We start from the raw sequence: 20692 nt of genomic DNA on the forward strand, positions 1-20692 counted from the left end.
ATGCAGGTTCTGTGCCATTGCTGGTGCGTGCTGAAGCCCCGGGAAGGCGCTTTGCACCGTGCCAAAGCCGGACCAAAACACCATCGTGGTGCACGCCACTTTAACGCACCAGCTCGGGGCCAAGACGCGCATTGAAACCGTGCAGGCCCTCGAGGAGCTGCGCGTAGGCCAGGTCCAGTCCGGCGGCCTCGCCTTTGACGCCCAGCTCGATATGGCGCCCGTACTCCGGGTGGTCGACGCTCGGCAGGCTGAACACCTTCACCCCCGGATGGGCTGCTTCGATGGCTTCCATCAGCGGCGTGAGGGTGGCTTCCATGGCACCAAAGACGATCACCGACTTCTCGGCGGTCTGGCCGCTGGCGAAGAGCGCGGTGTAGCGGGTGTCGAGCACCGACTCGATCATCGGCCACGCCATCACCGGAAAGCCGGGCACGAAGTGCACATGGTCGATGCTGAAGCCGGGAATCTTGTTGTACGGATTGCGGATGATCGTGGCGCCTTCGGGAAAGACGCCCATGTTCAGACGGTGAATGTTGTCCGGCCGATCGGGCTCGTACACCACGCCCTGCTCGCGCGCCGTGTCCTGCATGCGCTCGCGGATCAGGACCTCCGCCTCCGGATGCAGGGCCAGCGGTCGTCGCAGCGCCTTGGCCGCGCACTGCCGCGTGTGATCGTCGGGCGTGGCGCCGATGCCGCCGGTGGAGAACACGATGTCGCCCGATGCGAAGGCCCGCGTGAGCGCCGCCGTGATGCGCGTCGGCACGTCGCCCACGTACTCGGCCCAGCCCAGTTGCAGGCCGCGCGCCGCCAACAGCTCGATGACTTTGGGCATGTGCTTGTCCAGGCGCTTGCCGGACAGGATTTCGTCGCCGACGACGATCAGGCCGAATGCACGGGTCATGGGGACTCCGAAGGGGGAATGACGAGGGGCGCCGGCGCCTCCGCGCGCTGCAGGCGCAACTGCGCGAGGGCATCGAGGCAATAGTGCGCGAACCACAGCGCCGAGAACGCGAAGACCAGCGTGTAGATCCAGATGGCCAGCGGCACCAGCACGAAAAAGGCGGCCGCGAACAGCAGGCCCGAGGCCCAGACGATGCTCGGTGCGGCGCCCAGGTAACCGCACAACACGCCGATGGCCAGCAACGGCAGCCGATGCTGCTGCAGAACGGCCGCGCGCTCCTCCGCGTCGGCATGCTCGGCCAGCGCATCGAAGCTCATCACGCGGTAGGTGAGCCAGCCCCAGATCAGCGGCGGCAGCACCAGCACCAGCGGCGGAACGAGCCACAACGGCATCGAAACCACGATGGCGATCAGCGCCAGCAGCGTGAGCGCGAGCGATCGCAAGACGCTGCCGGCGAAGGAGGCACCCTTCTTCTGCACCAGCGCAGGAAAGCGCCGCTCGGCCACCAGTCGGGTGAGCGCAGGCGACATCAGCCCAGCCACCACGACCAGCGACACCAGCACGATGACCGGCGTTGCCGCGAACACCACCACCAGCGGCGCCAGCAGGCCCGGCACATCGCTGGAGAACAAGCCGCCGATCCAGGCCCAGAAGGACGACAGCAGCGGCCAGGCATCGAGCGCCTGGCGCATCCAGGCCACGCTCGGCGCCCAGTAAAAGTAGCCGAAGCCTGCCGCCAGGACGACGATCACGAGCAGTGGCACCAGCGACAGCACGATCACCCGGGGGCGCATGCAGTAGGCGACGGCGCGCCAGAAGGAATCGAGAAGAAGTCGCATGGGGTGCCGAGGATAACGCCGCGCCGTGAACACGCCGCGATGCGGGCAGCCGAACGCCTCAGCCGCGCCCGACCATCCGCCGCAGCCCGCGCCACTGCTGCGACCAGAAGCCCCGGCCGTACTCTCGCACCCGGCCCTGCGCGTCGGGCTCGACCTGGTCGCGGATGCCGGTGGGGTCGTAGCGTGGTTCGAAATTGACGGTGCGAAAAAGCATGTCCCACCACGGCAGCAGCACGCCGAAGTTGTGCCCACCCAGCGTCGACGGTCCGGCGGACTCATGCCCGATGCCGATCGCATGATGAACGCGATGGAAGCGCGGGCTGACCCACAGCCGCTCGCCAAGGGCGCCGAAGCCGAGGCGCAGGTTCGCATGCTGCAGGCTCTCGCTGAGCTGCGTGAACGCGACGATGGCGATGAACTGCCCGGGCGCGACGCCGATGAGCTGCGCGACGACGACGATGATCGTGTCGTGAATGACGTCGTCGAGCAGGTGGTTGCGGTTGTCGCTCCACATCGTCATCTGGCGTTGCGAGTGATGCAGCGAATGCAGGCCCCACCACCAATCGAAGCGATGCTGTCCACGGTGGATCAGGTACTCGACCAGATCGAGGACCACGAGGTAGATCGCGAAGGCCACCCAGGGCACGTCGGTCACGCCGGGCCACAACTCGTCGAGGTGCAGCGTGCCCCATCCGGCGCCGCGCAGCAGGCCCAGGCCCTCGTCGAAGAAAGGTTGCAGCAGGAAGAACATCGCCAACCGGAACAACCCGAGCCGATGGATCACCGTGTAGAGGATGTCGGTGCGGATGGCGCGTCGGTCGACCACCGGCTCCACCGGGCGCCAACGCTGCAGCGGGCCGATCACCGCCAGCAGCACCCCGACCTGGATCAGGCCGACCAGCACCCAGCCGGTAGCGTCGAACGCATCCTCGACCCAGCCACCCAGGCCGATCGCGTAGACCAGCGGCTGCACGGCCGCCTCGAACAGCCACTGCTGGCAACTCGCAAAAAGGTCCGTCAACCACTCCATTGCTTCGCCGTCCGATACTCAGAGATGCATCAGGGATGCGCCGCAATCCAGGCGCGGTAGGCCGGATGCGCCCGCAGCGTCTCGAAGCAGTAGCCCTTGGCCTTCAGGCCGAGGATCAACGGCTCGAGCACGGCCGGCGCCCACGGGTCCTTGCGCGACCAGATGCCCAAATGGGCCAGCAGAATGTCGCCGGGCTGGATCTTGTCGAGCGCCTGCTGAAGCAGCTTGTCGTTGGGGAAGCGCTCACTCGGCAGTTCGTCGCCGAGGAAGCCCGCAGGCGCCCAGCCCACATGCTCGAAGCCGCAGGCCTTGGCGGCGGCCAGCAGCTTGGGCGAGGTCTTGCCGCCCGGCGCGCGGAACAGCGGCAGCGGCTTCTTGCCGGTGATGTGGCCGATGCGCTCGCTGGCCTTCTCGATGTTCTCGCAGTATTTGGCCGCGCTCCAGGTGAACTCGCGGCCGGCCAGACCACCGGCCGACGGACGGATGCGGAATTGCGGCTCGATGCCCTTCACATCGCCGCGCCAGTAGGCATGGTCGTAGGTGTGCGAGGCGAATTCGTGGCCCTCGGCCGCCCTCGCCTTCCACCACGGTGCCCAGTGGTTGTCCAGGCTGTCGCCGTCGGTCAACGTGCGTTCGGCCGCGCCGAAGAAGGTCACGCGCACGTCCTGGCGCTTGAGCACCTCGGCGATCAGCGGCGCGACGCCCATGTGGCCGGTGTCGAAGGTCAGGTACAGGGGCTTGTCGCACTTCGCCTGCGCCATCGCACTGCCCGCGACGCAGAAAGCGAGCAGCCCGGCGACGAGGCGGCGGCGCACCGGCCGGTCAGCGCTTGGCATGGTCCAAGGTCCACACGCCATGCGGCGAGCGGCCGACGTTCACCTGGCGCACCACCTTGCGGCTGGCCAGATCGACCACGCTGAGCTTCTTGGCCCAACGCGAGGTGACGTAGAGGGTCTTGCCGTCGGCCGACAGGTCCATGCAGTCCGGACCGCCCGGCACCGGGTAGCTTTCGACCACCTGCAGCGTCTTGAGGTCGATGCGGCTGATGGTGTTGGCGACGCGGTTGCTGACGAACACGGTCTGGCCATCACCCGCCGAACGGAACGCATGCGCGCCCTTGCCGGTGAGGATCTTGCCGACAACCTTCGGCTGCGGGCCGGCCACGTCGAAGACCTGCACGCCGTCGCTGCCGGTCAGGCCGACCAGCAGGGTGCGGTCACCGTGCACGCCGAAGATGTCGGCCGGCATCGGGCCGGTGGCGGTGCGCCAACGGATGGTCTGCGTATGCAGGTCGACGGCGATGAGCTCGTCGCTGTCCTGCATGGTCACGTAGGCCAGGGTGCTGGTGGCGTCGATCCAGATGTGGCTGGGCGTCTTGCCGGTGGGGATGCGCTTGGCCAGCGTCAGGTCCTTGCCGTCCCAGCGGTAGATGTCGACGTGGTTCAGCCGGTTGGCCGCGGTCACGAACCACTTCATGTCGCGCGAGAACTGCAGCTGGTACGGGTCGATGATGCCGTAGACCACGCGCTGGACCTCCCCGGTGCGGGGGTTCAGGAAGGTCAGCGAATCGCCGGCGGAATTCGCGACGATCACCGAACGCTCGTCCGGCGTCATATAGAGGTGGTGCGGCTCCTTGCCGGTCGGGATACGGCTCTTTTCCGTCCACGTGGCCGGGTCGACCACGCTCACCGTGGCGTCGAGCGAGTTCAGGACGAAAAGCGGCGGCGGTTCGGCGGCCAGGGAGGGCGCCGCGTGCAGTGCGCAGGCCAAGAAAAAGGCCGCGAGGCGGCCGTGGGCGGGGGCAAGAAATCGCAAGGGAAGGCTTCCGGGACAGCAGGTCGAACCATAACGTACAAGCCTTAGCAGCGGCTGACCGACCGCATTCGGCGCATGCGAATTTGCTTGCGAAACCACAGTCAGCGAGCGCTGCGCAGTGCCTCGACCTCTGCCGCGCCAAGCCAGCGCCACTGACCGGCCCCCAGTTCCGGCGGCAGCACCAGCGCCCCGATCTGTGAGCGGTGCAGCGCCTCGACCCGGTTGCCCACCGCCGCCACCATGCGCTTGACCTGGTGGTACTTACCCTCGGTCAGCGTGAGCCGCAGCTGCAGCGGGCCGGCGGCCTCGCAGGCGGCCGCGCGCACGGGTTTCGGATCGTCGTCCAGCACCACCCCGGCCAGCAGCTTCTGAACCTGCGCGTCGTCCAGCGGATGCTTGACCGTCACCTCGTAGACCTTGGGCACGTGGTGCTTGGGCGAGCCCATGCGGTGAATGAACTGCCCGTCGTCGGTCAGCAGCAGCAGACCGGTAGTGTCCTGGTCCAGCCGGCCGATGGCCTGCACGCCCTGCACCGCCCCCTTGTTGGGCCGCAGGCGCAGCGGCGACGGCAGCAGCGTGTAGATGCTGGGCCAGGTCGAGGGCTTCTGGGAGCACTCGGTACCGGCCGGCTTGTGCAGCAGCACATAGGCCTTGTCATGGTATTCCCAGGCGGTGCCTTGCACGGTGAAGCGCAGGCCATCGACGACCGCCACGTCGGCGGCAGGGTCGGTCACGACCACCCCCTCGATCGTCACGAAGCCCTGTTGCAAGAGCCCGGCGCAGACGCGGCGCGTGCCGAAGCCCTGGGTGTAGAGAATGTCCTGGAGTTGCATCGATGGAACTGGTAGCCGGCCTCGCGGCCGCCGGGGAAGCGGAGATTCAGTGGCCGAGCGCGAGCCCGGTATTGCGTCGCGGATCGTTGGCGCCGTAGAAGCGATTGTTGCCGACCGGCTTGCCGCCCAGGGACGGCGCTCCGACCATGATGGCGGCCAGATGGTTGGCCGGCTGCGGCACGCCCAGGTTGTGGCCCATGTCGGTCAGCAGCTTGCGGGTGTCGGGGCTGATCGCGAAAGTCTCGACGTTGGTCACGTCGGGCAACCACTGCTGGTGGAAGCGCGGCGCGTCGACGGCTTCCTGCACGTTCATCCCGTAGTCGACCACGTTCAGGATCGTGTGCAGCACCGCCGTGATGATGCGGCTGCCGCCCGGCGTGCCGACCACGAAGACCGGCTTGCCGTCCTTGCTGACGATGGTCGGGCTCATCGAGCTGAGCGGTCGCTTGCCCGGGGCGATCGCGTTGGCTTCGCCCTGCACCAGGCCGTAGAGGTTGGGCACGCCGATCTTCGCAGTGAAGTCGTCCATCTCGTTGTTGAGCAGGACGCCCGTCTTGGCCGCCGTGACCTTCGCGCCGAACCAGTCGTTCAATGTGTAGGTGACCGAGGCGGCGTTGCCCCATTGGTCGGTAATCGAGTAGTGCGTGGTGTTGCTGCCCTCGTGCGGCGCGACGCCCGGCTTGATGTCCTTCGACACGCCGGCCTTGGCCGGATCGATCGCAACGCGGATCTTCTCGGCGTAGCCCTTGTCGAGCAGGCGGTCGAGCGGATTCTTCACGAAGTCGGGGTCGCCCAGGTAGCTGTTGCGATCGACATAAGCGTGGCGCATGGCCTCGATCTGGTAATGCACCGCCTGCGCCGAACGGAAGCCCAGGTCCTTCAGGGGATAGCCCTCGAGAATGTTCAGCATCTCGCAGATGATCACGCCACCGGAGCTCGGCGGCGGCGCGGAGATCACGCGGTAGCCGCGGTAGTCGCATTCGACCGGCGCCAGCTCGCGCGTGCTGTACCCATCGAGGTCGGCCTGCGTGATGAGGCCCTTGCCGGCCTGGCTGGAGGCGACCAGCGACTGGCCCACCCAGCCCTTGTAGAAGCCGTCGGCGCCGTTCTGGCTGATGGCGCGCAGCGTCTTGGCCAGGTCTTTCTGCACCAGCTTCTGACCGACCGCGAAGGGCTCGCCCCGGTTCAGGAAGATGGCCCCCGACACCGGGTCCTTTTGGAAATCGTTGGTGGCCGTCCGGAGCATGTCGACGTCGCCCTGCTCCAGCGCGAAGCCTTTCTCGGCCAGCGCGATGGACGGGGCGATGAGCGCCGCGCGCTTCATCGTGCCGTATTTCTGGCGGGCGTATTCCAGCCCCGACACCGTGCCTGGCACCCCGACGGCGAGATGGCCATGCGTGCTCAGGCCCTTGACGACGTTGCCGTCCTTGTCGAGGTACATATTGGCCGTGGCCCCCAGCGGCGCCTTCTCGCGGAAGTCGAGAAAGGTCTTGCGGCCATCCGCCAGTTGCAGCGTCATGAACCCACCGCCGCCCAGGTTGCCGGCGGCCGGATAGACCACCGCCAGCGCATAGCCGACCGCGACAGCGGCATCGACGGCGTTGCCACCGCGCTGGAGCACATCGACGCCGACTTTCGTCGCCAGATGCTGGGCGCTGACCACCATGCCGTGCTGCGCCGCGACCGGCACTTGCGACGCCGCATGCGCAGGCACCGCGGCGACGCCCCAGGCGGCCGCACACCCGAGCGCGATGCGCAGGGGCCATACTGAAAACGATCGATTCATGTCGTTGTCTCCCGGCCGCGGGGCCTGTTGTGTGGAGGGACGACTATAGCGACGCCGCGCGCATGAAAAAGCCGGCCCTCACGGGCCGGCTTTTCAGGGAGGTATGGTGGAGCTGGGGGGATTTGAACCCCCGTCCGCAAGCCTTCTTCGCACAGATCTACATGTTTAGCGGTCTGATTTGGATCTCGCTTCCGGAGTCGCGCAGTCGCACGCTAAACCGGACGCCAGTGCCCTATTTTCTCGTCCCGACCCAAGGCACCCGGATCGAAACCAGCCCATGTAATTATCCTTGCAGCCGGGAGGTGTCAGATTGCTCCTTCACCCCCTTGCCCAGCCCATCGGCCAACTGTTGCAAGGCTCACTGGCAATTAAGCAGCGAGTGCGAAACGTTCGTCGTTTGCAGTTAGTTTGTTTGAATCTGTTTTACGAGCGCATTCAGCTCGACATGCACCGCTGCGATTCCGAACCCACGTCGAAACCAGTGCAGCCCCAAGTCTCGTATTTTAGGCCTGTTCGAGCCATTGCAAGAGGTCGGTCGGCGATTCGATGGCGCCATCGGCCTGCCAGAGCGCTGCGTCGGCCTGCGCCCCCATATAGCCGTAGCTCGCGGCAACGGTGCGCATGCCCGCAGCCCGCCCGGCCACGATGTCGCGCTCGTCGTCGCCCACATAGATGCAGTGCGCCGGGTCTACGTCGAGCCGCCGTGCGGCCTCGAGCAGCGGCTCCGGATGCGGCTTGGAAAACGGCGTCGTGTCGCCGCTGACCACCGCGCCGGCACCGGCAAAGGCAGCGATCGAACGCACCAGCGGCTCGGTGAAGCGCTTTGCCTTGTTGGTGACGATGCCCCATGCCAGGCCCTGAGCTTGCAGCCGCTCGATGAGGGCCGGCACGCCGTCGAACACATGCGTATTGAGCAGCATGCGCGCCTCGTAGTTCCGGAAGAACTCTTCGCGCATCGTGGCGAATTCCGGTGCCTCGGGCGTGATGCCGAACGCGATGCCCAGCATGCCCCGGGCGCCGGCACCCGCCATGGGACGATAGCTCGCGAGCGGCAGCGAAGGCAGGCCGCGGTCCAGCCGCATCTTGTCGGCCGCGGCCCCCAGCTCGGGCGCGCTGTCCACCAGCGTGCCATCGAGGTCGAACAGCACCGCTGCCACCGAAGAAGCGGCCATCAGAGCGGCTTCCTCGTGGCGAACATGTAGTTGACGCTGGTGTCCGCGCTGAGCCAGTAGCGCCGGGTCAGCGGATTGTGTTCGAGCCCCCGCGTGTGCCGCAGGTCCAGGTCGGCGTCACGGCAGTACGCGGCCAGCTCACTCGGTCGGATCAGCTTCTGGTACTCGTGCGTCCCGCGCGGCAGCATGCCCATCACATATTCGGCACCGACGATCGCCAGCAGGAAGGCCTTGGCGTTCCGATGGATGGTCGAGAAGAAAACCCAAGCGCCGGGCTTGGCCAAAGCGGCGCAAGCCTTGACGACGGACGCGGGTTGAGGCACGTGTTCCAGCATCTCCATGCAGGTCACGACGTCGAAACTTGCCGGCTGTTCCGCCGCCAGCGCCTCGACACTGACCTTCCGGTACTTGACGTTGGGTGTCGACGCTTCGAGGGCGTGCAACTGCGCCACCTTGAGCGCCTTGTCCGCCAGATCGATGCCCAGGACGTCCGCCCCCTTGCGGGCCATGGCATCCGCCAGGATGCCGCCGCCACAGCCGACGTCGAGCGCACGCCGCCCCGACAACGGCGCGATGCCGTCGATCCATTCGAGGCGCAACGGATTGATCTCGTGCAGAGGGCGGAACTCACTGTCGAGATCCCACCAGCGATGGGCGAGTTCGGAGAACTTGGCGAGCTCCGCCGGGTCGGCATTCACGTGTTCTGTCATAGAGACCATTATCGAAGAGCCCATAAAAAAACCCCGCCGAGGCGGGGTTCTTGTCGAAGATTCTTTCGAATCAACGGTTGGCGCGGGTACCGACCACTTCGATTTCCACGCGACGGTTCTTGGCGCGGCCTTCGGCGGTCTTGTTGTCCGCCACAGGTTGCTTCTCGCCCTTGCCTTCGGTGTAAACGCGGTTGCGTTCGATGCCCTTGGTCACCAGGTAAGCCTTGACGGCTTCTGCACGGCGAACCGACAGGCGCTGGTTGTAGGCGTCCGAACCGACCGAGTCGGTGTGACCGACGGCGATGATGACTTCGAGGTTGACGTCACGGATCTTCGACACCAGGTCGTCGAGCTTGGCGCGACCTTCCGGCTTCAGAACCGACTTGTCGAAGTCGAAGAAGGCGTCAGCAGCGAAGGTGACCTTCGACGCAGCGGGCGGTGCCGGCGGAGCGACCGGAGCAACCGGGGTGCTCGGCGACGCGACCGGCGTGGCGGGCGCGGGAACCAGGGCGCCATCGCAACCCTTGGCAGCCGTGGCGGGCGTCCAGTTGGCATCGCGCCAGCACAGTTCGTTCGTGCCGTTCTTCCAGACGAGTTCGCCGGTGCCGTTTTGCCAGTTGTCAATGACGGGACCGCCATTTGCTGCGGTGACACGGGTCTGCGCGCCGGCGGCAGTGGCGAGCGCAGCGACTGCAAACATCATCGCCACTTTATTCAGTTTCTTCATGGTTCTCCTCTTGGGGAAAAAGCCGCAGCCGCGCTGCGAATCAAGGACGCTTTAAGTGACCACCACCCAAAACGTTGAGGCGATTGTGCCATAGGGTCTTTGGCAAACCGCCCGGGAGCGGTGCACGAAGCGTAGGACGGTGGCGGAATAGGGCGCTAGTGTTGCGGCGGAGCGACACCGCAAGCGGCGTAAAATTTCGCTCCTTGCTGTCTGCCTGCTGCCCATGACCTCGTTCGCCAAAGAAACCCTTCCCATCAGCCTCGAAGAGGAAATGCGTCGCAGCTATCTCGACTACGCCATGAGCGTGATCGTGGGACGCGCCCTCCCCGACGCCCGTGACGGCCTGAAGCCGGTGCATCGCCGCGTGCTCTTCGCGATGCACGAGCTGAACAACGACTGGAACCGCCCCTACAAGAAGTCGGCACGTATCGTCGGCGACGTCATCGGCAAGTACCACCCGCATGGCGACCAGTCGGTGTACGACACGATCGTGCGGCTGGCGCAGAACTTCTCGATGCGCCACATGCTGGTGGACGGCCAGGGCAATTTCGGCTCGGTCGACGGCGATATGGCGGCAGCGATGCGCTATACCGAAATTCGGCTGTCGAAAATCGCGCACGAAATGCTGGGCGATATCGACAAGGAAACGGTCGACTTTCAAGACAATTACGACGGCTCGGAAAAAGAACCGGCCGTGCTGCCCAGCAAATTGCCCAATTTGCTGGTCAATGGCTCCGGCGGTATCGCCGTCGGCATGGCCACGAATATCCCGCCGCACAACCTGAACGAGGTGGTAGGCGCCTGCCTGCATCTGCTGCGGACGCCGGACGCCAGCATCGACGAGTTGATGGAGATCATCCCGGCGCCCGACTTCCCCACCGCCGGCATCATCTACGGCATCAACGGCATCAAGGACGGCTATCGCACCGGCCGCGGCAAGGTGGTGATGCGCGCCAAGTGCCACTTCGAGGACATCGACCGCGGCCAGCGCCAGGCGATCATCGTCGACGAGCTGCCCTACCAGGTCAACAAGAAGACGCTGCAGGAGCGCATGGCCGAGTTGGTGCACGAGAAGAAGATCGAAGGCATCAGCCACATCCAGGACGAGTCCGACAAGTCGGGCATGCGCCTGGTGATCGAGCTCAAGCGCGGCGAAGTGCCGGAGGTGGTGCTCAACAACCTGTACAAGCAGACCCAGCTGCAGGACACCTTCGGCATCAACATGGTGGCGCTGATCGATGGCCAACCGAAGCTGTGCAACCTGAAGGATCTGATCCAGGTCTTCCTGCAGCACCGGCGCGAGGTCGTCACCCGCCGCACCGTGTTCACGCTGCGCAAGGCGCGCGAACGCGGTCATGTGCTCGAGGGCCTGGCCGTGGCGCTGGCCAACATCGACGACTTCATCGCCATCATCCGCAATGCGCCGACCCCGCCGGTGGCCAAGGCCGAGCTGATGAGCAAGCCCTGGGACAGCAAGCTGGTGCGCGAGATGCTCACCCGCACCCGCGTCGACGGTGGCGTGGTGAATGCCGACGACTACCGGCCCGATGGCCTGGAGAAGGAATTCGGCATGGGCGGCGACGGGCTCTATCGCCTGTCGGAGACGCAGGCCCAGGAAATCCTGCAGATGCGCCTGCAGCGCCTGACCGGCCTCGAGCAGGACAAGATCGTCGCCGAGTACAAGGAAGTGATGGCCGAGATCGACGATCTGCTCGACATCCTGGCCCGACCGGAACGCGTGTCGACCATCATCGGCGACGAACTCACCGCCATCCAGCTGGAATTCGGCCAGACCAAGCTCGGCGCGCGCCGCAGCCAGGTGGAGCACAGCGCCTACGACCTGTCGACCGAAGACCTGATCACGCCGACCGACATGGTCGTCACGCTCTCGCACAGCGGCTACATCAAGAGCCAGCCGCTGGGCGAATACCGCGCCCAGAAGCGTGGCGGCCGCGGCAAGCAGGCCACCGCCACCAAGGAAGACGACTGGATCGACCAGCTCTTCATCGCAAACACGCACGACTACATCCTGTGCTTCTCGAACCGCGGCCGGCTCTACTGGCTGAAGGTGTGGGAAGTGCCTGCCGGGTCGCGCGGTTCGCGTGGGCGCCCGATCGTCAACATGTTCCCGCTGCAGGAAGGCGAGAAGATCAACGTGGTGCTGGCGCTGACCGGCGACAAGCGCACCTTTCCGGCCGACCAGTACATCTTCATGGCCACCTCGATGGGTACGGTCAAGAAGACGGCACTCGACGAATTCAACAACCCGCGCAAGGGCGGCATCATTGCCGTCAACCTAGACGACGGCGACTACCTGATCGGCGCCGCGCTGACCGACGGCAAGCATGACGTGATGCTGTTCAGCGACGGCGGCAAGGCGGTGCGCTTCGACGAAGAGGACGTGCGCCCGCTCGGCCGCAATGCGCGTGGGGTTCGCGGCATGTCGCTCGACCCCGGCCAGGGCGTGATCGCGATGCTGGTGGCCGAAGACGAACAGCAGAGCGTGCTGACCGCCACCGAGAATGGTTACGGAAAGCGCACAAGCATTACCGAGTACACCCGGCACGGTCGGGGAACCAAAGGCATGATCGCCATTCAACAGAGTGAGCGCAACGGCAAGGTCGTCGCGGCGACGCTGGTCCATGCCGACGACGAGATCATGCTGATCACCGACAAGGGCGTGCTCGTGCGCACCCGTGTCGCCGAAATCCGCGAACTCGGCCGTGCCACCCAGGGCGTGACGCTCATCGGCCTCGACGAAGGCGCCAAGCTCAGCGGGCTGCAGCGCATCGTCGAAAACGATGCCAACGTCGAAACCGACCCGGGCAGCGACGACACTTCCACATCTTCAACGGAGAATCCTCAGTGAAAAATTTCAAGCTTGCGGTCCTGACGGTCGCACTGGCCACCAGTTCGATCGCCATGGCCCAAGACAAGGCTGCGCTCGTGAAGCAATTGCTCGATGTCCAGCGCCCCGCCGTCGAAGGCATGGCGCGCATGCTGGTGAACGACTCGGTCGCACCGATCCTCCAAGCCGGCGGCGAGTACCTGCAGACGCAGGTGCCGGCCGAAAAGCGCGAGTCGCTCGGCAAGGCCGCGGAAGCCGAAGTCCAGAAGTACGTCCAGGAAGCCTTCCCGATCGTGCGCGACAAGGCGCTCCAACTTGCGCCGACCACGGTCGGACCGCTGCTCGAGCAGAACTTCAACGAAGAAGAACTCAAGCAGCTCGTCGCCTGGCTCAGCTCGCCCTTGAACAAGAAGTTCTCGGACCTGAACCCGCAGCTCGGCTCCGCGCTGACGCAGAAGCTGGTGGCTGATGTGCGCCCCACGATCGACCCCAAGCTGCAGGCTCTGAACGTCAACGTCGCCAAGGCACTGGGCGCCCCGACCAACGGCCAACCGGCAGCACAGCAGCCGGCGGCCAAGCCCGCGGCCAAAGCGCCCGCCAAGAAGTGACGTCGGCGGCGGGCGGCCGCCCGTACAACTTCTCCGCCGGTCCGGCCGCCATGCCCGAGGCCGTGCTTCGGCGCGCAGCCGCCGAGATGCTCGACTGGCACGGCAGCGGCATGGGCGTGATGGAAATGAGCCACCGCGGCAAGGAATTTGGCGCCATCGCCACGAAGGCCGAAGCCGACCTGCGCACGCTGCTCGCCATCCCTGCCAACTTCCACATCCTGTTCATGCAGGGAGGGGGGCTGGGCGAGAACGCCATCGTGCCGATGAACCTGTCGCGCAGCGGCGTGGCCGACTTCGTCGTCACCGGCAGCTGGAGCATCAAGTCGCACAAGGAAGCGCTGCGCTACTGCGATGCGCGCATCGTCGCCAGCAACGCCGAGGACCGGCACACGGCCATGCCCGACCCGGCGACTTGGCAGCTCACCGCGGGGGCCTCGTATGTGCACGTATGCACCAACGAGACCATCAACGGCATCGAGTTTCAGGCACTGCCCGATCTGGCGGCGCTCGGCAGCGATGCGCCCCTGGTGATCGACTTCTCTTCCCACGTCGCCTCGCGCTCGGTGGACTGGCGTCGCGTCGGCCTGGCTTTCGGCGGCGCGCAGAAGAACCTGGGCCCGGCCGGGCTCACGATCGTCGTGGTGCGCGACGACCTGTTGGGACGCGCGCTCGAGATCTGCCCCAGTGCCTTCAACTACAAGACGGTCGCCGACAACCAGTCGATGTACAACACGCCGCCGACCTGGGGCATCTACGTCGCCGGCCTGACCTTCGACTGGCTGCTGCAGCAGCGCGAGGGCGAGCTGACGGGCGTGGCCGCCATGGAACAACGCAACATCGCCAAGGCGAAGCTGCTCTACGGCTTCATCGACGGCTCGGCCCTGTACGAGAACCGGATCAGCCCCGATTGCCGTTCGCGGATGAACATTCCGTTCTTCCTGCGCGACGAAAGCCGCAACGAAGCCTTCCTGGCCGGCGCCCGCGACGCCGGTCTGCTGCAGCTGAAGGGCCACAAATCCGTCGGCGGCATGCGCGCCAGCATCTACAACGCCATGCCGCTCGAAGGGGTGCAGGCGCTCGTGGCCTACATGCGAGAATTCGAGCGGTCGCAGGCCTGAGGCCTGCCCGTCTTTTTTCTCGCACGATGTCCCAGACCCCCTCCTCGCCCGCTGCGCCCGACAGTTCCGCCAGCCTCGCCGATCTGCGCGTGCAGATCGACGCGCTTGACACACACCTGCTCGACCTCCTGAACCAGCGCGCGCATGTCGCCGAGCAGGTGGGCGAGGTCAAGAAGCGCGAAGGCACGCCCTTCTTCCGGCCGGACCGCGTGGCCCAGGTCATCGAGAAGATGCAGAACAGCAACCCGGGCCCGTTGAAGAGCCTGCATGTGGCGGCGATCTGGCGCGAGATCATGTCGGCCTGCCTGGCACTGGAATCGCCGCAACGCGTGGCAGTGCTCGGCCCCGAAGGCACCTTCTGCGAAGCGGCAGCGATCGAATACTTCGGCGGCGCCGCCGACCTGATCTATTGCGCCAGCTTCGACGAGGTGTTCCATGCCACGGCGGCCGGCAGCGCGCAGTACGGCGTGGTCGGTGTGGAGAACTCGACCGAAGGCGTCGTCACCCGCTCGCTCGACCTGTTCCTGCATTCGCCGACGCATGTGGTGGGCGAAGTCAGCCTGCTGGTGCGCCACCACCTGCTGCGCAAGGAGAACGCGCTGGGCGGCATCGAGGCCGTGCTGGCCCACCCGCAGGCGCTGGCCCAGTGCCAGACCTGGCTGTCCAAGCACCTGCCCCACGCCGAACGCCGCGCCGTCTCGAGCAATGCCGAAGGGGCCCGACTCGCCGCCGAGAACCCTGCCTGGGCCGCGCTGGCGGGCGAGCGCGCCGCCACCCGCTTCGGCCTGCACATCGTGGCGCACGCCGTTCAGGACGATTCGTACAACCGCACCCGCTTCGCGATCATCTGCCTGCCGCAGACGCTGGCGATGCCGCCGGCCTCGGGCCGCGACTGCACCAGCCTCGTCGTCTCGGTGCCCAACCGGCCGGGCGCGGTGCACGACCTGCTGATGCCGCTGAAGGCCAACAAGGTGTCGATGACGCGCTTCGAATCCCGCCCGGCCCGCACCGGCCAGTGGGAGTACTACTTCTACATCGACCTCGACGGCCATCCGTCGCAGCCCAACGTGGCGGCCGCGCTGGAGGAACTGCGCGGCCTGTGCGCCTTCTACAAGGTGCTGGGCGCCTACCCGGTCACGTCCTGAGGCTCGGCGATGTTCGAGCAACTCGGTCTGATCGGCTGCGGCCTCATGGGCGGCTCGTTCGCGCTGGCGTGCAAGCGCGCCAAGCTGGTCAAGCGTGTCGTGGGCTACAGCAAATCGCCGTCCACCACCGAGCGCGCGCGCCAGCTGGGCGTGATCGACGTGGCGGCACCCTCGGCGCTGCTGGCCGTCTCGGGCGCCGACCTGGTGCTGGTCGCAGTGCCGGTCGCCGCGTCGGAAGCGACCTTCAAGGCGATCCGCCATGGCGTGTCCCCGGACACGTTGGTGATGGACGTCGGCTCGACCAAGGGCGACGTGATCGAAGCCGCGCGCCGCGGTCTGCAGACCCAGTTCGCCAGCTTCGTACCGGCCCATCCGATCGCCGGCAAGGAAGTGGCCGGCGTCGAGCATGCCGAAGCGTCGCTATTCGACGGCCGCCAGGTGATCCTCACGCCGACCAAGACCACGCTGCGCTCGAACGTGCAGCGCGCAACGCAACTCTGGTCGGCCCTCGGCGCCCAGGTGCTCAGCATGACGCCGCAGGAACATGACGCCGCATTCGCCGCCGTGAGCCACCTGCCCCACATGCTGGCCTTCGCCTTCATCAACGGCATCGCCGAGCAGCCGGACGGCGCACGCATGCTTGATCGCGGCGGGCCGGGCTTCCGCGATTTCAGCCGCATCGCCGCCAGCGATCCGGCCGTCTGGCGCGACATCCTGCTGGCCAACCGCGAGCAGGTGCTGCTGCAGTCACAGGCCTTCCGCCAGATGCTGATGCACTTCGAAGCACTGCTCGCCACCGGCGATGCGCAGGCGCTGGAAGAAGCCATTGATGCGGCCCGCCGGACCCGCGCGCAATGGCGCCCTCCCGGCGGCTGATACCTTCCTCCATGTTCTCCACCGCCTTCCTCGACCTCCCCCCCTTCGTGTCGGCCCACGGCACCGTGCGCCTGCCCGGCTCCAAGAGCATCTCCAACCGCGTGCTGCTGCTCGCGGCGCTGGCCGAGGGCACGACGACCGTGCACGACCTGCTGGATTCCGACGACACCCGCGTCATGCTCGACGCACTGCGCACCCTCGGTTGCAGGGTCGAGCAGGCCGGCAACGCGGTACGCATCGACGGGCTGAACGGCACCCTGCGCACGCCACAGGCGTCGCTTTTTCTCGGCAATGCCGGCACGGCGATGCGCCCGCTCACGGCGGCCCTGGCGCTGCTGGGTGGCGAATTCGAACTCAGCGGCGTGCCGCGCATGCACGAACGCCCGATCGGCGACCTGGTCGACGCGCTCACGCAGCTGGGCTGTCAGATCGACTACCTCGGCAACCCCGGCTACCCGCCGCTGCGCATCCATCCGGTCGCGCCGTCGCAGCTGTCGCTCGACGTGCCGATCCGGGTGCGCGGCGACGTGTCGAGCCAGTTCCTGACCGCCCTGTTGCTGGCCTTGCCCTTGGTGGCGAGCCGCGACATCACGATCGACGTGGTCGGCGAACTGATCTCCAAGCCGTACATCGAGATCACGCTCAACCTGCTGGCGCGCTTCGGCATCGCCGTGCGACGCGAGGGCTGGCAGCGCTTCACCCTTCCCGCCGGCAGCCGCTACCGTTCGCCGGGCGACATCCATGTGGAAGCCGACGCCTCCTCCGCCAGCTACTTCATCGCACTGGGGGCGCTGGCCGCTGCCGGCGACGGGCTGCGCATCGAGGGCGTCGGTGCTGATTCGATCCAGGGCGACATCCGTTTCGTCGAGGCCGCCCGTCAGATGGGCGCCCGGGTCGACAGCGGCCCGAACTGGCTGCAAGTCACGCGCAGCGCATGGCCGCTGAAGGCCATCGACCTGGACGCGAACCACATCCCCGACGCAGCGATGACCCTGGCCATCATGGCGCTGTATGCCGACGGGCCCAGCACGCTGCGCAACATCGCCAGCTGGCGCGTGAAGGAAACCGACCGCATCGACGCCATGGCCGCCGAGCTGCGCAAGCTCGGCGCCACGGTGGAAGACGGCCCCGACTTCATCCGCGTGCATCCGCTCGCCGCCGCCGACTGGCGCGCCGCCCGCATCAAGACCTACGACGACCATCGCGTGGCGATGTGCTTCTCGCTGGCCGCTTTCAACCCGGCCGGCCTGCCGGTGCGCATCCTTGATCCGCACTGCGTTGCCAAGACCTTTCCGGACTACTTCGAGACGCTGTTCACCGTCATCGACGCCCCCGAGGTGCCGGTCATCTGCATCGACGGCCCGACCGCGTCCGGCAAGGGCACCCTCGCGGTCGAAGTGGCCCACGAACTGGGTTATCACTACCTGGATTCCGGCTCGCTCTACCGCGTGACCGGCCTCGCCACCCGCCGCAAGGGGCTCGAACCCGAGGCCGCCCACGAGGCCGAGATCGCCGCACTGGCCGAGACCCTGCCGCTGCAGTTCGTCAAGGGCAAGGTGCTGCTGAACGGCGAGGACGTGAGCGACGCGATCCGCACCGAAGCCGCCGGCATGGACGCCTCGCGCGTCTCGGCCCTGCCGGCCGTGCGCGTCGCCCTGCTGTCGCTGCAGAAGCGCTTCCGGCGCCTGCCGGGCCTGGTCGCCGACGGCCGCGACATGGGCACGGTGATCTTCCCGGACGCGGCGCTCAAGGTGTTCCTGACGGCCAGTGCCGCCCAACGCGCCGAGCGCCGGTATAAGCAGTTGATTTCAAAGGGAATTTCGACTACACTCGACAGTCTTCGCGCCGACCTGGAAGCTCGCGATGCCCGGGACTCTTCCCGCAGCGTCGCCCCTCTGAAACCAGCGCAAGACGCCCGCCGCCTGGACAACTCCCAACGCTCGATCGCGCAATCGGTCGAGCAGGTGTTGAACTGGTGGCAGGAAGCACAGCCTTTCAAGTCCTCTTGATCGGTGTTTCAGTCCGGCAGGTCCCCGCCGCGCGACAGCGCATCGACTTGCCGGTTTTAGTAACTCAACCGGGCCCCAAGCCCACAACCGCCGTCTCCAGACCCACAGCCAGTTGCAATGGTGCAACTGCGAACCCTGCGTGACGGAAGGAAAAATCAATGTCCGAATCTTTTGCCGATCTGTTCGAAGAGTCCCTGAAGCGTTCCGAGATGCGCACCGGCGAGGTCATCACGGCCGAAGTCGTGCGTGTCGAACACAACCACGTCGTCGTCAACGCCGGTCTGAAGTCCGAAGCGTATGTGCCGATCGAAGAGTTCAAGAACGACAAGGGTGAACTCGAAGTCCAGGCCGGCGATTTCGTTTCCGTGGCCATCGGCTCGGTCGAAAACGGCTACGGCGACACCATCCTCTCGCGCGACACCGCCAAGCGTCTGGCTTCGTGGCTTGCGCTCGAGAAGGCCCTGGAATCCGGCGACTTCGTCACCGGTACGACCAGCGGCAAGGTCAAGGGCGGCCTCACCGTGCTCGTCAACGGCATCCGCGCCTTCCTGCCCGGTTCGCTGATCGATACGCGTCCGATCAAGGATCTGACGCCGTACGAAAACAAGACGATGGAATTCAAGGTCATCAAGCTCGACCGCAAGCGCAACAACGTCGTGTTGTCGCGCCGTGCCGTGGTCGAAGCCAGCATGGGCGAAGAACGCGCCAAGCTGATGGAAACCCTGAAGGAAGGCGCTGTTGTCCGTGGCGTGGTCAAGAACATCACCGAATACGGTGCGTTCGTCGACCTCGGCGGCATCGACGGCCTGCTGCACATCACCGACATGGCATGGCGCCGTGTTCGCCACCCGAGCGAAGTCGTTCAGGCCGGCCAGGAAATCACCGCCAAGATCCTCAAGTTCGACACCGAAAAGAACCGTGTCTCGCTGGGTCTGAAGCAAATGGGCGACGACCCGTGGATGGGCGTTTCGCGCCGCTACCCGCAATCGACCCGCCTGTTCGGCAAGGTCACGAACATTGCCGACTACGGCGCGTTCGTCGAACTCGAACCCGGCATCGAAGGCCTGGTGCACGTCTCCGAAATGGACTGGACCAACAAGAACATCGCGCCGAACAAGATCGTCTCGCTCGGCGACGAAGTCGAAGTCATGGTTCTTGAAATCGACGAAGACAAGCGCCGCATCAGCCTGGGCATGAAGCAGTGCAAGGCCAACCCGTGGCAAGAGTTCGCGCAAAACACCAAGCGTGGCGACCGCGTCAAGGGCCCGATCAAGTCGATCACCGACTTCGGCGTGTTCGTGGGTCTGGCTGCCGGCATCGACGGCCTGGTTCACCTCTCGGACCTGTCGTGGAACGAAACCGGCGAAGCCGCCGTGCGCAACTTCAAGAAGGGCCAGGAAGTCGAGGCTCTGGTGCTGGCAGTCGACGTCGACCGCGAACGCATCAGCCTGGGCATCAAGCAGCTCGACAGCGATCCGTTCACGACCTTCACCACGGTGAACGACAAGGGCCAGATCGTGACCGGCAAGGTCAAGACCGTGGACGCCCGTGGCGCTGAAATCGACCTCGGCGAAGACATCATCGGCTACCTGCGTGCGTCGGAAATCTCGCGCGACCGCGTCGAAGATGCCCGCAACGTGCTCAAGGAAGGTGACGAAGTCACGGCCGTGGTGGTGAATGTGGATCGCAAGACCCGCAACATCCAGTTGTCGATCAAGCAGAAGGACATGGTCGACGAACAAGGCGCCATGGCCAACCTGAGCCAGCAGTCGGCACGCGAAAATGCGGGCACGACGAGCCTGGGCGCCCTGCTGCGCGCCAAGCTCGACAACAACGACAGCAAGTAAGCTGCGTCCGCAAGACAGAGACGACCGCGAGGTCGCTCTGTCTTTTTTTTCGTCTCCGTTTTGTTCGGCCCATGACACGCTCAGACCTCGTTGAAGAACTCGCGGCCCGCTTTTCGCAGCTGACGCACCGCGACGCCGAGTACGCCGTCAAGACGATCCTCGACGCGATGAGCGACGCGCTGGTGCGCGGCCACCGGATCGAGATCCGCGGCTTCGGCAGCTTCTCGGTCAACCGCCGTCCGCCGCGCATCGGACGCAACCCGCGCTCGGGGGAAAGCGTGCAGATTCCCGAAAAACGGGTGCCGCACTTCAAGCCGGGCAAGGCCCTGCGGGAAGCCGTCGACGCGCGCACCGCCGAGATGGACGCGGCGGCAGACGGCAAGAAACCGTCCGTGCCTTGAGGTCAAACGTAGAATCGGCGAGCCCAA

The 20692-nt window shown here is 66.0% G+C and carries 18 protein-coding genes and 1 other RNA gene; 8 read left to right on the top strand and 11 right to left on the bottom strand.

Annotated features, from left to right (window positions below; translation table 11 throughout):
- Positions 1–100 precede the first annotated feature (100 nt).
- From ACSFBE_RS15425 to ompA, 11 genes are all read right to left on the bottom strand, one after another.
- Entirely contained in the window at positions 101–901 is an 801-nt protein-coding gene (locus ACSFBE_RS15425; RefSeq protein WP_435491276.1) for a competence/damage-inducible protein A, read from the bottom strand.
- On the bottom strand, positions 898–1740 hold the full coding sequence (locus tag ACSFBE_RS15430; RefSeq protein WP_435491277.1) for an EI24 domain-containing protein: 843 nt from the start codon (positions 1738–1740) through the stop codon (positions 898–900). The genes ACSFBE_RS15425 and ACSFBE_RS15430 overlap by 4 nt, the downstream gene beginning before the upstream one ends.
- A 58-nt stretch (positions 1741–1798) precedes the next feature.
- Positions 1799–2770 carry a sterol desaturase family protein gene (locus ACSFBE_RS15435; protein ID WP_435491278.1) on the bottom strand — a complete coding sequence of 324 codons (972 nt, stop codon included), beginning with the start codon at positions 2768–2770 and terminating at the stop codon, positions 1799–1801.
- 29 nt (positions 2771–2799) lie between these two features.
- On the bottom strand, positions 2800–3606 hold the full coding sequence (locus ACSFBE_RS15440) for a polysaccharide deacetylase family protein (protein WP_435491279.1): 807 nt from the start codon (positions 3604–3606) through the stop codon (positions 2800–2802).
- Positions 3593–4585, bottom strand: a complete 993-nt coding sequence (locus ACSFBE_RS15445; protein WP_435491280.1) for a YVTN family beta-propeller repeat protein — start codon at positions 4583–4585, stop codon at positions 3593–3595. Before ACSFBE_RS15445 ends, ACSFBE_RS15440 begins: the two co-directional genes overlap by 14 nt.
- 101 nt (positions 4586–4686) lie before the next feature.
- Complete coding sequence (locus tag ACSFBE_RS15450; RefSeq protein WP_435491281.1) at positions 4687–5418, bottom strand: pseudouridine synthase; 732 nt, start codon at positions 5416–5418, stop codon at positions 4687–4689.
- A 46-nt stretch (positions 5419–5464) separates the two neighbouring features.
- A complete protein-coding gene (gene ggt / locus ACSFBE_RS15455) occupies positions 5465–7084 on the bottom strand; it encodes a gamma-glutamyltransferase (RefSeq protein WP_435491441.1) in 1620 nt (539 codons plus the stop codon).
- Positions 7085–7308: 224 nt separating this feature from the next.
- Positions 7309–7695: a transfer-messenger RNA gene (gene ssrA, locus ACSFBE_RS15460) on the bottom strand.
- 12 nt (positions 7696–7707) lie between these two features.
- A complete protein-coding gene (gene gph / locus ACSFBE_RS15465; RefSeq protein ID WP_435491282.1) occupies positions 7708–8376 on the bottom strand; it encodes a phosphoglycolate phosphatase in 669 nt (222 codons plus the stop codon).
- Complete coding sequence (gene ubiG / locus ACSFBE_RS15470) at positions 8376–9086, bottom strand: bifunctional 2-polyprenyl-6-hydroxyphenol methylase/3-demethylubiquinol 3-O-methyltransferase UbiG (protein WP_435491283.1); 711 nt, start codon at positions 9084–9086, stop codon at positions 8376–8378. The genes gph and ubiG overlap by 1 nt, the downstream gene beginning before the upstream one ends.
- Positions 9087–9156: 70 nt before the next feature.
- The gene (gene ompA, locus ACSFBE_RS15475) at positions 9157–9813 is read right to left on the bottom strand and encodes an outer membrane protein OmpA (protein ID WP_435491284.1); all 657 of its coding nucleotides are present in this window, start codon (positions 9811–9813) and stop codon (positions 9157–9159) included.
- A 223-nt stretch (positions 9814–10036) separates the two neighbouring features.
- Between ompA and gyrA the strand changes: the two genes are divergently transcribed.
- The 8 genes from gyrA to ACSFBE_RS15515 all read left to right on the top strand — a co-directional run bounded on the left by gyrA (position 10037) and on the right by ACSFBE_RS15515 (position 20665).
- Entirely contained in the window at positions 10037–12682 is a 2646-nt protein-coding gene (gene gyrA / locus ACSFBE_RS15480) for a DNA gyrase subunit A (RefSeq protein WP_435491285.1), read from the top strand.
- On the top strand, positions 12679–13269 hold the full coding sequence (locus tag ACSFBE_RS15485; RefSeq protein WP_435491286.1) for a DUF2059 domain-containing protein: 591 nt from the start codon (positions 12679–12681) through the stop codon (positions 13267–13269). Before gyrA ends, ACSFBE_RS15485 begins: the two co-directional genes overlap by 4 nt.
- A gap of 50 nt (positions 13270–13319) precedes the next feature.
- Positions 13320–14387 carry a 3-phosphoserine/phosphohydroxythreonine transaminase gene (serC, locus tag ACSFBE_RS15490; RefSeq protein ID WP_435491442.1) on the top strand — a complete coding sequence of 356 codons (1068 nt, stop codon included), beginning with the start codon at positions 13320–13322 and terminating at the stop codon, positions 14385–14387.
- 26 nt (positions 14388–14413) lie between these two features.
- Complete coding sequence (gene pheA / locus ACSFBE_RS15495; RefSeq protein ID WP_435491287.1) at positions 14414–15532, top strand: prephenate dehydratase; 1119 nt, start codon at positions 14414–14416, stop codon at positions 15530–15532.
- 9 nt (positions 15533–15541) lie between these two features.
- A complete protein-coding gene (locus tag ACSFBE_RS15500; RefSeq protein ID WP_435491288.1) occupies positions 15542–16408 on the top strand; it encodes a prephenate dehydrogenase in 867 nt (288 codons plus the stop codon).
- Between the two features lie 11 nt (positions 16409–16419).
- Positions 16420–18417 carry a bifunctional 3-phosphoshikimate 1-carboxyvinyltransferase/cytidylate kinase gene (locus ACSFBE_RS15505; RefSeq protein WP_435491289.1) on the top strand — a complete coding sequence of 666 codons (1998 nt, stop codon included), beginning with the start codon at positions 16420–16422 and terminating at the stop codon, positions 18415–18417.
- A gap of 158 nt (positions 18418–18575) precedes the next feature.
- Positions 18576–20264: a 30S ribosomal protein S1 gene (rpsA, locus tag ACSFBE_RS15510; RefSeq protein ID WP_435491290.1), complete on the top strand. Its 1689-nt coding sequence runs from the start codon at positions 18576–18578 to the stop codon at positions 20262–20264.
- 71 nt (positions 20265–20335) lie between these two features.
- On the top strand, positions 20336–20665 hold the full coding sequence (locus ACSFBE_RS15515; RefSeq protein WP_435491291.1) for an integration host factor subunit beta: 330 nt from the start codon (positions 20336–20338) through the stop codon (positions 20663–20665).
- The last annotated feature ends 27 nt before the right edge of the window (positions 20666–20692 follow it).

Origin of the sequence: Variovorax sucrosi (assembly GCF_051216635.1) — a bacterium.
GTDB lineage: Bacteria > Pseudomonadota > Gammaproteobacteria > Burkholderiales > Burkholderiaceae_C > Variovorax.

Coding starts and splice junctions, on each gene's coding strand:
- ACSFBE_RS15425 (WP_435491276.1), bottom strand. CDS start 901: ATGACCCGTGCATTCGGCCTGATCGTCGTCGGCGACGAAATCCTGTCC.
- ompA (WP_435491284.1), bottom strand. CDS start 9,813: ATGAAGAAACTGAATAAAGTGGCGATGATGTTTGCAGTCGCTGCGCTC.
- gyrA (WP_435491285.1), top strand. CDS start 10,037: ATGACCTCGTTCGCCAAAGAAACCCTTCCCATCAGCCTCGAAGAGGAA.
- ACSFBE_RS15515 (WP_435491291.1), top strand. CDS start 20,336: ATGACACGCTCAGACCTCGTTGAAGAACTCGCGGCCCGCTTTTCGCAG.
- gph (WP_435491282.1), bottom strand. CDS start 8,376: ATGGCCGCTTCTTCGGTGGCAGCGGTGCTGTTCGACCTCGATGGCACG.
- ACSFBE_RS15505 (WP_435491289.1), top strand. CDS start 16,420: ATGTTCTCCACCGCCTTCCTCGACCTCCCCCCCTTCGTGTCGGCCCAC.
- ggt (WP_435491441.1), bottom strand. CDS start 7,084: ATGGTGGTCAGCGCCCAGCATCTGGCGACGAAAGTCGGCGTCGATGTG.
- ACSFBE_RS15435 (WP_435491278.1), bottom strand. CDS start 2,770: ATGGAGTGGTTGACGGACCTTTTTGCGAGTTGCCAGCAGTGGCTGTTC.
- rpsA (WP_435491290.1), top strand. CDS start 18,576: ATGTCCGAATCTTTTGCCGATCTGTTCGAAGAGTCCCTGAAGCGTTCC.
- ubiG (WP_435491283.1), bottom strand. CDS start 9,086: ATGACAGAACACGTGAATGCCGACCCGGCGGAGCTCGCCAAGTTCTCC.
- ACSFBE_RS15500 (WP_435491288.1), top strand. CDS start 15,542: ATGTTCGAGCAACTCGGTCTGATCGGCTGCGGCCTCATGGGCGGCTCG.
- serC (WP_435491442.1), top strand. CDS start 13,320: ATGCCCGAGGCCGTGCTTCGGCGCGCAGCCGCCGAGATGCTCGACTGG.
- ACSFBE_RS15430 (WP_435491277.1), bottom strand. CDS start 1,740: ATGCGACTTCTTCTCGATTCCTTCTGGCGCGCCGTCGCCTACTGCATG.
- ACSFBE_RS15440 (WP_435491279.1), bottom strand. CDS start 3,606: ATGCCAAGCGCTGACCGGCCGGTGCGCCGCCGCCTCGTCGCCGGGCTG.
- ACSFBE_RS15450 (WP_435491281.1), bottom strand. CDS start 5,418: ATGCAACTCCAGGACATTCTCTACACCCAGGGCTTCGGCACGCGCCGC.
- pheA (WP_435491287.1), top strand. CDS start 14,414: ATGTCCCAGACCCCCTCCTCGCCCGCTGCGCCCGACAGTTCCGCCAGC.